At 42.3% G+C, this 14,268-nt stretch carries 10 protein-coding genes and 7 tRNA genes; 16 read left to right on the top strand and 1 reads right to left on the bottom strand.

Annotation, left to right across the window (positions count from 1 at the left end; genetic code table 11):
- The first annotated feature begins 2 nt into the window (after positions 1-2).
- The 3 genes from CTN01_RS19395 to rpoS all read left to right on the top strand — a co-directional run bounded on the left by CTN01_RS19395 (position 3) and on the right by rpoS (position 2,602).
- Positions 3-632 (top strand): protein-L-isoaspartate(D-aspartate) O-methyltransferase, encoded by a 630-nt coding sequence (locus tag CTN01_RS19395; protein ID WP_045150078.1) that lies wholly within the window; start codon positions 3-5, stop codon positions 630-632.
- 21 nt (positions 633-653) lie between these two features.
- Positions 654-1,505 carry a peptidoglycan DD-metalloendopeptidase family protein gene (locus CTN01_RS19390; protein ID WP_005371479.1) on the top strand — a complete coding sequence of 284 codons (852 nt, stop codon included), beginning with the start codon at positions 654-656 and terminating at the stop codon, positions 1,503-1,505.
- 83 nt (positions 1,506-1,588) lie between these two features.
- A complete protein-coding gene (rpoS, locus tag CTN01_RS19385; RefSeq protein ID WP_005371480.1) occupies positions 1,589-2,602 on the top strand; it encodes an RNA polymerase sigma factor RpoS in 1,014 nt (337 codons plus the stop codon).
- Positions 2,603-2,719: 117 nt separating this feature from the next.
- Here rpoS and mutS read toward each other — a convergent pair whose 3' ends face one another.
- Positions 2,720-5,299: a DNA mismatch repair protein MutS gene (gene mutS, locus CTN01_RS19380; RefSeq protein WP_045150077.1), complete on the bottom strand. Its 2,580-nt coding sequence runs from the start codon at positions 5,297-5,299 to the stop codon at positions 2,720-2,722.
- Between the two features lie 238 nt (positions 5,300-5,537).
- Here mutS and pncC point away from each other — a divergent pair, with 238 nt between their 5' ends.
- The 13 genes from pncC to CTN01_RS19315 all read left to right on the top strand — a co-directional run bounded on the left by pncC (position 5,538) and on the right by CTN01_RS19315 (position 14,221).
- On the top strand, positions 5,538-6,029 hold the full coding sequence (gene pncC, locus CTN01_RS19375) for a nicotinamide-nucleotide amidase (protein ID WP_045128791.1): 492 nt from the start codon (positions 5,538-5,540) through the stop codon (positions 6,027-6,029).
- 125 nt (positions 6,030-6,154) lie between these two features.
- Positions 6,155-7,204 (top strand): recombinase RecA, encoded by a 1,050-nt coding sequence (recA, locus tag CTN01_RS19370; protein ID WP_045084416.1) that lies wholly within the window; start codon positions 6,155-6,157, stop codon positions 7,202-7,204.
- A gap of 190 nt (positions 7,205-7,394) precedes the next feature.
- Positions 7,395-8,624, top strand: coding sequence for a voltage-gated potassium channel protein (gene kch, locus CTN01_RS19365; RefSeq protein WP_045128790.1), 1,230 nt, complete (start codon positions 7,395-7,397; stop codon positions 8,622-8,624).
- A 290-nt stretch (positions 8,625-8,914) separates the two neighbouring features.
- Positions 8,915-11,539, top strand: a complete 2,625-nt coding sequence (gene alaS, locus CTN01_RS19360; protein ID WP_045150076.1) for an alanine--tRNA ligase — start codon at positions 8,915-8,917, stop codon at positions 11,537-11,539.
- A 16-nt stretch (positions 11,540-11,555) separates the two neighbouring features.
- A complete protein-coding gene (locus tag CTN01_RS19355) occupies positions 11,556-12,740 on the top strand; it encodes an aspartate kinase (RefSeq protein ID WP_045150075.1) in 1,185 nt (394 codons plus the stop codon).
- An 86-nt stretch (positions 12,741-12,826) separates the two neighbouring features.
- Positions 12,827-13,024, top strand: coding sequence for a carbon storage regulator CsrA (csrA, locus tag CTN01_RS19350; RefSeq protein ID WP_005371488.1), 198 nt, complete (start codon positions 12,827-12,829; stop codon positions 13,022-13,024).
- 249 nt (positions 13,025-13,273) lie between these two features.
- Positions 13,274-13,365 (top strand) — tRNA-Ser (locus CTN01_RS19345).
- 53 nt (positions 13,366-13,418) lie between these two features.
- Positions 13,419-13,495: transfer RNA gene (locus CTN01_RS19340), tRNA-Arg, on the top strand.
- Between the two features lie 48 nt (positions 13,496-13,543).
- Positions 13,544-13,635, top strand: a tRNA-Ser gene (locus CTN01_RS19335).
- A 64-nt stretch (positions 13,636-13,699) separates the two neighbouring features.
- Positions 13,700-13,776: transfer RNA gene (locus CTN01_RS19330), tRNA-Arg, on the top strand.
- Between the two features lie 48 nt (positions 13,777-13,824).
- A tRNA-Ser gene (locus tag CTN01_RS19325) sits at positions 13,825-13,916 on the top strand.
- Positions 13,917-14,017: 101 nt separating this feature from the next.
- Positions 14,018-14,094, top strand: a tRNA-Arg gene (locus tag CTN01_RS19320).
- 50 nt (positions 14,095-14,144) lie between these two features.
- Positions 14,145-14,221 (top strand) — tRNA-Arg (locus CTN01_RS19315).
- Positions 14,222-14,268: the final 47 nt, after the last annotated feature.

Raw genomic sequence — 14,268 nt, 5'->3', positions numbered from 1 at the left:
TCATGCGGTATCAAAATCAAGTAGATAGCTTGATAACATTTTTAAACAATAAAGGAATAAGTAATCAACGCGTTCTCAATGCGATTGCAACAGTGCCTCGCGAACGCTTTATTGATGAAGCTTTTTCTTATCAGGCATATGAGAATAATGCGTTACCTATAGGTAGCGGACAAACGATTTCTCAGCCTTATATTGTGGCAAGAATGACAGAGTTACTAGGGTTAACCTATCAATCGTCTGTATTAGAGATTGGTACTGGCTCTGGATATCAAACCGCCGTATTAGCTAAACTGGTTGAGCATGTTTATTCTGTTGAACGAATCAAAGCGTTGCAGTGGCAGGCAAAACGACGCTTTAAGCAGTTAGAGTTACATAACATATCAACCAAACATGGCGATGGATGGCAAGGATGGGCAAGCAAAGGCCCCTTTGATGCGATTATCGTGACAGCTGCAGCAAGTGAGATCCCCCAGAGCTTACTTGCTCAACTTGTTGATGGTGGACGATTAATTTTACCTGTTGGTTGCCAACAGCAAGAATTGAAATTGATTGTTCGAAATGGCGAAGCATTTTGCGAAACCGTGATTGAACCCGTAAGATTTGTGCCTTTATTGGCTGGAGATTTGGCTTAAACCATGAATACAGAGTGTATGATGAAAAAAATAATTCAACCTTCCTTGTTAGCAGTGACGAGTATGATCCTGCTATCAGCTTGTAGTAGTCATACACCAGCACCGGTTGCCAATCTCAGCAAAGATTATTCACAATTAGAGCGTGGTAGTTTTAAAGGAAATTCATACACGGTAAAGAAAGGAGATACTTTATATTTTATTTCCTATGTTACTGGGCAAAATGTAAAAGATATTGTGAAAAACAATAATCTATCAGAACCTTATATTATCTACCCAGGTCAACGTTTAGTGATCCCTAATGGGAGTAATAGTTCTTCAACGCCTCCTGTTGTGGTCAAGCCACCTGTTGTAAATACCACTCCAACAACACCGAAAAAGCCAGTTGTTAAACAACCAGAGCAAAAAACAACCAATAAAACGGTTGCACAGCCAAAACCAAAAGAGTACTCTGAAAACTCAAAAGTTAACAAACCTGTAACAACTAAACCAAGTACAAGTTCAGCAACATCTAAATGGGCTTGGCCTGTAAAAGGGAAAATTATTGCTGGTTTTTCTAATTCAGATAACGGCAATAGAGGTATTGATATTGCAGGTACGCGAGGAGAAGCCATTAAGGCGACTGCCGCAGGTCTTGTTGTATATGCTGGTGATGCGCTACCGGGTTACGGTAATTTAGTCATTATTAAGCATGGTGAAGACTACTTAAGTGCTTATGCACACAACGACAAAATTTTAGTAAAAGAACAACAACAAGTAAAAGCTGGACAAAAGATAGCTTCCATGGGAAGCACTGGGGCTAGCAGTGTAAGGCTACACTTTGAAATTCGCTATAAGGGTAAATCCGTCGATCCGATGCGCTATTTACCGAAGTAAAAAGTGAAAGATCAATGATGCAGCAATAAGAGATGACATGATGAAGTTGTAATGTCTTGCTAACTCGCCATCTGGGAGGCGCTATGAGTAGAAGCAGCACAGCCACAAACCTTGATTCATTCACTTTAGACGAAGAACTGGACATTGATGTGCCAGCAACGACGTCTGCTGATGATAGTTCTGAAACTACCGCAGCATCACCTGTAACTGATGATACAGATGATGCTGAACTTGCCAAATATGAGGCCACTCAAAAAGCATTGGATGCAACTCAACTCTATCTCGGTGAAATTGGTTATTCGCCATTACTTACCGCAGAAGAAGAAGTATTGTATGCACGTCGCGCATTAAGAGGCGATGAAGTTGCCCGTAAACGTATGATTGAAAGTAATCTTCGTTTAGTGGTTAAAATATCACGCCGTTATAGTAACCGAGGACTTGCGTTGCTCGACTTAGTCGAAGAAGGTAATTTAGGCCTGATTCGCGCGGTTGAGAAGTTTGATCCTGAGCGTGGCTTCCGTTTTTCTACCTATGCCACATGGTGGATCCGTCAAACGATTGAACGGGCTATCATGAATCAAACCCGTACTATTCGGTTGCCAATCCATGTCGTTAAAGAGCTCAATGTCTATTTACGTACAGCACGTGAATTAGCACAAAAACTGGATCATGAGCCAACGGCAGAAGATATCGCTCAACAATTGGAAAAACCGGTTGATGATGTGAACCGTATGCTGCGCTTAAATGAGCGTGTGAGCTCGGTAGATAATCCGATCGGTGGGGATTCCGAAAAAGCACTACTTGATATTATTCCTGATGAGAAAGGTGGCAGTCCTGAATCATCAACCCAAGACGATGATATTAAAAACTCGATTGTTCACTGGTTACAAGAACTCAACCCTAAACAACGTGAAGTGTTAGCGCGTCGATTTGGCCTATTAGGTTATGAAGCCTCAACATTAGAAGATGTGGGACGAGAAATTGGTTTAACTCGTGAACGAGTACGTCAAATTCAAGTTGAAGGTTTACGACGTTTACGTGATATGTTGACTCATCAAGGGTTAAATATCGAATCACTATTTAATCAAGAAGTTTAGATTCAATATGGCGCTAACAATTATTTAAATCACTTTTGACGTGCCAATAATGAATTTAAAGTAATAAAAAAGGACGCTGAAGCGTCCTTTTTTATATCTGATTTCAATGATTTTTAATTAAAGCAGCGCTTTTAAACGATAGAGCTCATCAAGTGCTTGGCGTGGTGTTAACTCATCAGGATTAACGTTTGCTAAAGCTTCTTCTACTTCACTCGGCTCTGGGATCAAACTTAATTGATGCTCTTCTTTAGGGGCGCCCGTTGTGATTTCGTTAGGTTGCAGAGCTTGCTGGTGACCAGATGCCTCCAATTGCTGTAGTTTGATCTTAGCGCGTTTAATCACCGTCTTAGGTACGCCAGCTAAGCTCGCTACCGCTAAACCATAAGACTTGCTTGCGGCACCTTCTTGTACTGCATGCATAAAGGCGATTTCATCACCATGCTCAACGGCATCAAGGTGAACGTTAGCTAACCCTGTTAACAGTGATGGCAGCTCAGTCAATTCAAAGTAATGAGTCGCAAAGAGTGTCATGGCTGATATTTTATCAGCGAGCCATTCCGCACTTGCCCATGCCAGCGATAAGCCGTCATAAGTACTAGTACCACGACCAATTTCATCCATCAAGACTAAACTTTGCTTGGTAGCATTGTGAAGAATATTAGCCGTCTCTGTCATTTCAACCATGAAAGTTGAGCGACCAGATGCTAAGTCATCAGAGGCACCAATACGGGTAAAGATGCGATCTAATGGACCAATTTTTACCGCTTCAGCTGGGACAAAAGAGCCTACATGTGCCATTAACGCAATTAATGCCGTTTGACGCATATAGGTTGATTTACCACCCATATTCGGACCAGTAATAATTAACATACGGCGCTCTTGATGTAGCGAAATAGGGTTGGCTATGAATGGTTCGCTTAGCACATGCTCAACGACAGGGTGACGACCTGCTGTGATTTCGATACCTGTTTCTGTCATTAATTCAGGACGACAGTAATTAAGGCTATCAGCACGTTCAGCAAGGTTGGTTAATACATCAAGCTCTGATAATGCACTTGCTGCATTTTGCAGTTGTTCAAGGTGAGGCAATAGCTTATCAAACAGCTCTTCCCATAATTTCTTCTCAAGGGCGAGTGCTTTTGATTTAGAGTTTAAGACTTTATCTTCATGCTCTTTAAGCTCAGGGATGATGTAACGTTCTGCGTTTTTCAGGGTTTGGCGACGAACATAATGACTTGGTACTAAGTGACTTTGACCACGGCTTACTTGAATAAAGAAACCATGCACTTGGTTGAAGCCAACTTTTAGGCTGTCGATGTCGTGACGTTCGCGTTCGCTGGCTTCTAATTCTTCTAAGAATTTAGTTGCGCCATCGGCTAAATCACGCCACTCATCAAGTTCTGCGTTATAACCCGGTGCAAGAACGCCACCATCACGAATAATAACCGGTGGATTTTCAATAATGGCATGTTCAAGTAATTCACATAGCTCGTCCATCGGCGCTGCGTGAATGGCTAAGTCGTTAATGCGTGTTTGGGGTATTTCCGCTAATAATTCAGCAAGTTCTGGTAGATATTGCATTGCCGTTCGCATGCGTGCTAAATCGCGTGGACGTGCTGAACGTAATGCAAGACGTGCAAGAATACGTTCTAAGTCACCCATGTGACGCAAGACGCCCGATACATCGACAAACATGCCGCTATTTTTAAATGCTTCAATGGCATCTAGGCGACCATTTAATTGTTTTTGATCGCGAATAGGTTGGTGCAGCCAGCGTTTTAATAAACGACTCCCCATCGGCGTTGCGGTTTGATCAAGGACGGCTGCTAGCGTGTTATCGTAGCCACCGGCAAGGTTTTGCGTTAACTCTAAATTGCGACGTGTCGCAGCATCTAAGATAACCGCATGATCTTTAGTATCTAAAGTGATCGCACGAATATGTGGTAATGCCGTACGTTGGGTGTCTTTGACATATTGCATTAAACAGCCAGCCGCACATAGCCCTAACTCCGCATTCTCAACCCCAAAGCCGATTAAATCACGGGTACCAAATTGCAGAGTTAGTTGCTGGCGCGCGGTGTCTAATTCAAACTCCCAAATAGGGCGACGACGTTTACCTTTAAACGGTTCTACTAAATGTAGGTAGGTAAAATCTTCAGGATAAAGTAGTTCAGCAGGGCTAGTACGTTGTAGTTCAGCCTGCATTTCTTCTTCACTGTTTGGCTCTGTGAGCATGAAGCGACCAGAGGTGATATCTAATGTTGCGTAGCCAAATTTATTATTTGCAGTATAAATAGCGGCAATTAAGTTATCACGTCGCTCATTGAGTAACGCTTCATCACTGACCGTACCTGGAGTGACGATACGTACGACTTTACGTTCTACAGGGCCTTTACTGGTAGCCGGATCACCAATTTGCTCACAAATCGCAACAGATACACCTTGCTGAACCAATTTAGCTAAATAACCTTCAACCGCATGGTAAGGCACACCGGCCATCGGAATAGGCTCGCCATTGGTTGAGCCGCGTTTTGTTAGCGAAATATCAAGCAGTTGAGAGGCACGTTTCGCATCATCAAAAAACATTTCATAGAAATCACCCATGCGATAGAACAATAATATATCAGGGTTCTCAGCTTTGATTCTTAAGAACTGCTGCATCATAGGTGTATGTTTTTCTGAGCCTTTTATCGTCACGATATTGCCTACTCTTGCTTGAACGTGGGCATGCCTACATAACAGCATGACCAATGAATATTTGATCGCTAAGGATACGTGAATCTGACTATAGGGCAAAGTAGCGAAATACGTTTTTTTAGATATTTGCAACAGCCTGAGATAGGCGTAAAGTCGAGAAAAGAAATTGTAATTCATATTACGAAACGAAATATTTAGAGCATTTCACGTTGATAGCGCTAGCAAGGAGCAAATAAAAATGAATATCGAACAGCTTGCGACAGATTTAGGTCAGGCATTAAAAAATAAAAATTGGATTGCAACGACTGCGGAATCTTGTACTGGAGGTGGTGTTGCTTATGCGATCACTGAAATTGCGGGCAGTTCTGCTTGGTTTAATCGCTCGTTTGTTACATATAGCAACGAAGCAAAGCAAGAAATGTTAAGTGTTTCTAGCGCGACTTTAGCTGAATTTGGTGCAGTAAGTGAAGCTGTTGTATTTGAAATGGCATGTGGTGCATTAGCGGCTTCACGGGCAGATATCAGTGTGGCGATCAGTGGCATTGCTGGCCCTGATGGTGGCAGTGAAGAAAAACCTGTGGGTACAGTCTGGTTTTGTTGGGCTGATGCAACGGGTTGGCGACAAACAACGTGTTGCCACTTTGAAGGCGATCGAAAAAATATACGATTACAAGCGATTGCTAAATCATTGTCTGTCATGCTTGAACGAGCAACAAGTATGGCGGAGTAGCACAAGACTAAAGCACATTTAACAAAAAAATCATGATCACCTATGGACACTGTATGAATAGACAGTATACTAGGCGACATAGAAATACTTCACTCATTTCATTTTAGCATCCGTTGGAGAGTCGAATGGACGACAACAAACAAAAGGCTCTTGCCGCAGCGTTAGGCCAGATTGAGAAGCAGTTCGGTAAAGGTTCAATCATGAAGTTGGGCGATAACCGTACTATGGATATCGAAACCATTTCAACCGGTTCATTATCGCTAGATATTGCACTGGGTGCTGGTGGTTTGCCAATGGGACGTATTGTAGAAATTTACGGTCCAGAATCATCTGGTAAAACAACCTTAACTCTTGAAACGATTGCAGCAGCTCAGCGTAAAGGAAAAACCTGTGCTTTCATCGATGCTGAACACGCACTTGATCCTATTTATGCACAGAAGCTAGGTGTTGATATCGATCAGCTATTAGTTTCTCAGCCAGATACAGGTGAGCAAGCGCTTGAAATTTGTGATGCATTAGCTCGCTCTGGCGCTGTTGATTTAATCGTTGTTGACTCAGTGGCTGCTCTAACACCTAAAGCTGAAATCGAAGGTGAAATGGGTGACTCACACATGGGTTTACAAGCGCGTATGCTTTCACAAGCGATGCGTAAGTTAACGGGTAACCTTAAGCAGTCAAACTGTATGTGTATCTTCATCAACCAGATCCGTATGAAGATCGGTGTGATGTTTGGTAACCCTGAAACGACTACTGGTGGTAATGCACTGAAGTTCTATGCTTCTGTTCGTCTTGATATCCGTCGTACTGGCGCAATCAAAGAAGGTGACGAAGTTGTTGGTAACGAAACACGCATTAAAGTGGTTAAAAACAAAATTGCAGCACCGTTTAAGCAAGCTGAAACTCAAATCCTTTACGGTCAAGGTTTTAACCGTAATGGTGAGCTAATTGATTTAGGCGTTAAGCATAAACTAGTAGAAAAAGCGGGTGCTTGGTACAGTTACCAAGGTGATAAAATTGGTCAAGGTAAGGCAAACTCTTGTAAGTACCTTGTCGAAAACCCTGCGATTGCCGCTGAAATTGAGACAAAATTACGTGACTTGCTGCTAACACCTGTAATTGAAGGTGATCAAGTTGACGAGAAAAATAGTGATATTGAAGAAGACGAAGCATTCTAAATTACGTTAACTTCGTATCAAGAAACCCAATCTTAGGATTGGGTTTTTTTATATCTGGTGTATTTTATTAATAGAATGAAAATTAGATCCTCCGTAGCACCATGTTTTGTTTTAATATAGAGGAACGTTATTTTTATTTGACTAAGCTATAACGGTAACTTATTGATATCGCTTAATAGGTATATACAAAGTGAAAGACGGTTTTTCGTTATTGCGTTGGATAGGACGCATTTTTCGGCGTTTCGCGTTATGGCTATATAGTATTAGACATATTTTTGTCGCGTTATTTGTATTAGTTAATAGCGGTTTAATTTTCCATACTATTTATGGTTTACCGATTGATCTGATCACGATCTTTAATGTGAAAGATTATGAGCAAATTAACCATAGCTTTTTAACCAATGCGCCTTATTTCATGTTGGGCGTATTTATAGCTTTGAGCTCTATTGGACTCTTTTTTCGAGCTCGAATATCGTGGATGATCAGTTTCACTTTAATGATCATCGATACGCTTTACACCGCGCACATCCACCCTGATCAGACGCACAATATTCACTATGGCTTAATTTCTTTATTAATTTTGTTTTTAGTTCGTCGCCATTTTTCAAGAAGCAGTGTTGCGGCTGGTAGTATTTTTGCGTTGATCAGCGTGATCACTTTAATGCTAACGTCAACCTATGGTGCGTTGTATTTTGGTGATGGTTTTGACCCTAAAATTACCTCATTATTGACCGCGTTTTACTATGCGATAGAAACCATGTCGACAGTGGGATATGGTGATATTGTTCCAGTTTCAGAACCTGCGCGATTATTTACTATTTCAGTCATTGTCTCAGGTATCACGGTCTTTGCCACATCGGCGACATCAGTATTAGGCCCTGTTGTTCATAGTGGCTTTGAGCGACTTGTTAAAGGTAATACAAAAAAAATGAATAGAACCAATCATTTTATTATTTGTGGCTTATCTAGCCTTGCTATAAATACAATAAAACAACTGTCTTCTCGTAAACAACCTATCACCGTGATCGTATCTCCTCGTACTCAACAAGCAGCGAAGGATTTACTTGAAGATTTGGATGTTGTGGTGGGGGATTACAGCGACGGTGAGATCTTAACTCAAGCCGGTGTCATGAATGCAAAAGCGGTGCTCGCATTAAGTGATGACGATGCTGATAATGCTTTTATTGTGCTGTCAGCGATTGAATTAGAAAGCAGTGCACGTACGGTTGCACTGGTAAATGACAGTAAAAATATTAATAAAGTGAAAAGTGTGAATCCTGATATTGTGATTTCACCGCAGCAATTTGCCAGTGATATTTTAGCGCGAGTGTTAAATGGTGAAAGTATTGATAGTGATTCCATAGTCTCTTCACTTCTTAACTCTGTTCAAGGCTTATCAGCAAAAGAGATCTCGAAATAGGTAGTTAAAGAGTGTTTATCTAATAAATTACGCGAACCTCTTATTCAATCTTGAGCAATCACCTGCCAAATGCATTAAATAATCGGATTATTTAATGCATTTTCCCACATAACATTTTCAGTTATTGCTGCCGTTGTTTTACAATAGCCCCCAAAAAATTTATCTTAGTTCGATTACTCAGCTCGACCTTTTAACTAAAGTATGTTTTTCATACCCCCAAAGGGCGAGGAGGAAGATCACATAAGTATGATTTTCTGTCTTTCAATAAAGCATTAATTCAGGATTTGCCAATGTACATGAGCACTGATGAGATCCGCCGTGCGTATCTTGCGTTTTTCGAGAGCAAAGGCCACCAAATAGTGGAAAGCTCTTCTCTTGTACCTGCGAATGACCCAACGTTGTTATTCACTAACGCAGGTATGAACCAATTTAAAGATACATTTCTAGGTCTTGAAAAGCGTAGCTATACCCGAGCAACAACGGCTCAGCGCTGTGTACGCGCAGGTGGTAAGCATAACGACCTTGAAAATGTAGGTTTTACTGCTCGTCACCATACTTTCTTTGAAATGTTAGGTAACTTTAGCTTTGGCGATTACTTCAAGCACGATGCTATTGCATACGCTTGGGAGTTCTTAACCTCTGTTCTTAAACTGCCAGCCGATCGTTTGGTTGTGACAGTTTATGAAACCGATGACGAAGCATTTGAAATCTGGAACAAAGAAGTAGGTATTCCTGCAGATCGTATCGTTCGTATCGGCGATAAGAAAGGTGGCAAGCCTTTTGAGTCTGACAACTTCTGGCAAATGGGTGACACAGGTCCTTGTGGTCCATGTACAGAAATTTTCTACGATCACGGTGATCACATCTGGGGTGGTCGTCCTGGCACACCAGAAGAAGATGGTGACCGTTTCATTGAGATCTGGAACAACGTATTTATGCAGTTCAACCGTCAAGCAGACGGTACAATGGAACCGCTACCTAAGCCTTCTGTTGATACAGGTATGGGTATTGAGCGTATTGCTGCAATCATGCAAGGTGTACACTCAAACTACGAAATCGACATCTTCCAAACGCTAATTAAAGAAGCAGCGAAAGTGATCGGTTTTGAAGATTTGTCTAACCAATCACTACGCGTTGTGGCTGACCACATCCGTTCATGTGCTTACTTGATCTCTGATGGTGTTATGCCGTCAAACGAAGGTCGTGGTTACGTACTTCGTCGTATTATCCGTCGTGCAGTTCGTCACGGTAACAAGCTAGGCGCACAAGGTGCATTCTTCTACAAACTTGTTGGTCCTCTTGCTGAGATCATGGGTACCGCTGGTGAAGAGCTAAAAGCACAGCAAGAACTAGTAGAAAAAGTTCTTAAGATTGAAGAAGACAACTTTGGTCGTACTCTTGACCGAGGTTTGACAATTCTTAACGAAGCACTCGATAACTTAGACGGTAAAGTGCTTGATGGTGAAACAGTATTTAAACTATACGATACGTACGGTTTCCCTGCTGATTTAACCAACGATGTTGCTCGTGAGCGTGGCTTCACTATTGATGAAGACGGTTTTGAAGCGGCAATGGAAGAACAACGTCAACGTGCTCGTGATGCGGGTAACTTTGGTGTTGATTACAACGATGCAATCAAAGTTGATGCTGAAACAGAATTCTGTGGTTACAGCGCAACAGACGGTGAAGGTGAAATTGTTGCCCTATACCGTGATGGTGTTGCTGTTGATAGCGTAAATGCAGGTGAAGAGGCGCTAGTCGTACTTACGAATACACCATTCTATGCAGAGTCAGGTGGTCAGTGTGGTGATAGCGGTATTCTTACTGCTGAAGGTGTACTGTTCAACGTTGCTGATACGCAAAAGTTTGGTGCAGCTATTGGTCATAAAGGTCAAGTTGCTGAAGGTACGCTAACTGTTGGTCAAAAACTAACAGCGTCTGTAGATTCAGCGCGCCGTGCAGCAATCAGCCTAAACCACTCAGCAACACACCTAATGCACGCAGCACTGCGTAACATTTTAGGTGAGCATGTAGCTCAGAAAGGTTCATTAGTAAAAGCAGATGGTCTACGTTTTGACTTCTCTAACCTAGAAGCCGTTAAACCAGAACAACTACGCGCTGTAGAAACCATGGTTAACGACCAAATCCGTGCTAACCATGCGATTGAAACCAATATCATGGACATCGAAGCGGCGAAAGCGAAAGGTGCAATGGCACTGTTCGGTGAGAAGTACGATGATGAAGTACGTGTACTAAGCATGGGTGAGTTCTCAACTGAGCTTTGTGGTGGTATTCACGCAACGCGTACAGGTGACATCGGTCTATTTAAGATCCTATCTGAGAGCGGTATCGCTGCAGGTATTCGTCGTATTGAAGCGGTAACAGGTGCTGCTGCAATCGAAGCGATGCACACTGAAGATGCAATGCTTGCTAAGACTGCTCGTCTAGTAAAATCGGATTCAGCATCAGTTGTTAGCAAAGTGGAAGCATTAGTTTCGCACAGCAAGCAACTAGAAAAAGAAATTCAACAATTAAAAGATAAGTTAGCGGCTCAAGAAGGCGCAAATCTTATCAACCAAGCGCAAGAGATCAATGGCGTTAAAGTTTTAATCGCAAAACTTAACGGTGCTGATAATAAAGCCCTTCGTGGCATGGTTGATGAACTTAAAAATCAGCTAGGTAGTGGTGTTGTTCTACTTGGTAATGTAAGCGACGATAAAGTTGGCTTGATTGCTGGTGTAACAAAAGATCTTGTTGGCAAAGTTAAAGCGGGTGAACTAGTTAACCTAGTTGCTCAACAAGTTGGCGGCAAGGGCGGTGGTCGTCCTGATATGGCGCAAGCTGGCGGTACAGATGCAGCAGCATTACCTGCAGCACTAGAAACCGTTGCACCATGGCTAGCTGATAAACTGTAATTACTGGAGAGGTAATGTGGCACTATTAGTGCAGAAATTTGGTGGAACATCAGTTGGCTCAATAGAGCGAATTGAAGCGGTGGCTGAGCGTGTGATAAAAGCACGCCAGTCTGGCCATCAAGTTGTCGTTGTTCTTTCTGCGATGGCAGGGGAGACCAATCGTTTATTAGGTTTAGCTAAGCAAATAGACGAAATACCAACACCGCGTGAGCTAGATGTATTGCTTGCAGCGGGAGAGCAGGTGTCAATTGCCTTGTTAGCCATGGCATTGAATAAACGTGGCTACAGTGCGGTATCGTTGATCGCTGATCAAGTTGTTATTCGAACAGATAATGCATTTAATAATGCCACTATTCGTGAAGTTGAGACGCAGCGAATAACCGCATTACTTGGCGACGATAACATTGTTATTGTCGCTGGCTTTCAAGGTCGTGATATTGATGGCAATATTACGACCTTAGGGCGCGGTGGTTCTGATACCACCGCAGTAGCGATTGCAAGTGCGTTAGATGCAGACGAATGTCAGATCTTTACTGATGTTGATGGCGTTTATTCTACCGATCCCAGAATTGTTCCTACAGCAATACGACTCGATGTCATTCATTTTGACTACATGACGTCAATGGCGCGTTTAGGTGCGAAAGTACTACAGCTACAATCTGTTGAGTATGCTTGCCAGCATCGCGTTCCACTTCGTGTACTTTCTTCTTTTGATGATAGTGAAGGAACGCTAGTAAATTTTGATAGTATGGTTTCATCAACTATTATTGGTATCGCGTTACAAAATCAACATGCGTTGCTTGAAATAGCGCTTCCAGAAACTGAGATCAGCAAACATTTAGCATTATTTGGTGGAACTGCTTGGGTTCTTGCTCATGCAAGTGATGAGAATAAATCACAAATAGTTGTTGTAAATGATGATATTGCACGCTTGAAGCTAGTTTTTGATAGTAAAATGCGCCATATTGGTATGGTCTCCATTCTTTCCTTGGTAGGAGAGAATACGGAACATTATTTGGATTCTGTTCAAAAGGTGTTAACGGAGGCTAACATTAAAGTGCATACTTATCAGAGTGACAAAAAATGCTTATCTTTGTTAATTAATGATGATGATCATGTCGCTGCTGTAGATTTAATCCATAAAAGGTTTGTGGTTGACGGTCAAAGTCTGGATAATCAATCATATCTCGCTGTTTCTTGAGCAGTGGCTATTTACGAAATCGTAAATAATATTGGATAATAAACGTTAAATTCTTATAAGATTGAGATGACTCAAGGAGCACATAAATGTTAATTTTGACACGTCGCGTAGGTGAAACCCTAATGATCGGTGATGAAGTGACCGTAACTGTTTTAGGTGTTAAAGGTAACCAAGTACGTATTGGTGTTAATGCACCTAAAGAAGTATCTGTTCACCGCGAAGAAATTTACATGCGAATTCAAGCGGAAAAAGAAACAGACTCTCAGGGTTCTGGTAACTATTAATTTGAAGAAGGTCTGGTATAAAAACCAGGCCTTTTTTGTATCTGTAATAAATGAATGTGTTTAAATATTTATTTAATCAGCAGTAATTACATTCCCAATTCAGTTAAAAGTAAGTGAATATTTCAACGCTTACGTTGTATAAATTACCTCATTGACTATTAAGTACGCATGCGGTTCGTGATTGTCATTTTTTATCAATAAAGTGATTGACTTATTTTTGGCTGACAGTAATATGAGCCCCCGAAAGACGGTGAGGTGGCCGAGAGGCTGAAGGCGCTCCCCTGCTAAGGGAGTATACGGTTTATCCCGTATCGAGGGTTCGAATCCCTCCTTCACCGCCATCTTTCAACTTGTTTTATTTTGATAGAATAAGTTAGCCGACAAGGCATTTAGTGCGCGCGTAGCTCAGCTGGATAGAGTACCTGGCTACGAACCAGGCGGTCGGAGGTTCGAATCCTCCCGCGCGCACCATTATTTAGAGTGATGAGTGGTAAACTTGTTATTCGCATCGATTTGTGTGGTGAGGTGGCCGAGAGGCTGAAGGCGCTCCCCTGCTAAGGGAGTATACGGTTTATCCCGTATCGAGGGTTCGAATCCCTCCTTCACCGCCATTCTTTATTGGTAGCAACGTTGTTGATATCAATATGGTGTTTTCTTTAGCGAGAAACACCCAGTGCGCGCGTAGCTCAGCTGGATAGAGTACCTGGCTACGAACCAGGCGGTCGGAGGTTCGAATCCTCCCGCGCGCACCATTATTTAGAGTGATGAGTGGTTAACTTGTTATTCACACCGATTTGTGTGGTGAGGTGGCCGAGAGGCTGAAGGCGCTCCCCTGCTAAGGGAGTATACGGTTTATCCCGTATCGAGGGTTCGAATCCCTCCTTCACCGCCATTTATTTTGCTTTCGTCAACGATTATCGCAAGGTAAGGTTTGTCGACTGCATTATTTCCTTTTATAGCTAAAAGGAATATCTTTCCTAAAGAAAGAACAGTGCGCGCGTAGCTCAGCTGGATAGAGTACCTGGCTACGAACCAGGCGGTCGGAGGTTCGAATCCTCCCGCGCGCACCATTATTTAAAGTAATAAGCCTCAATGCTTGTTACTGTTACACCGATTTAGTGCGCGCGTAGCTCAGCTGGATAGAGTACCTGGCTACGAACCAGGCGGTCGGAGGTTCGAATCCTCCCGCGCGCACCATTATTTAAAGTAATAAGCCTCAATGCTTGTTACTGTTACACCGATTT

It is taken from the genome of Photobacterium angustum (assembly GCF_003026365.1).
Lineage (GTDB): Bacteria > Pseudomonadota > Gammaproteobacteria > Enterobacterales > Vibrionaceae > Photobacterium > Photobacterium angustum.
The sequence above is the reverse complement of the archived record's forward strand: the minus strand, read 5'-3'. Positions and strand labels throughout refer to the sequence as shown.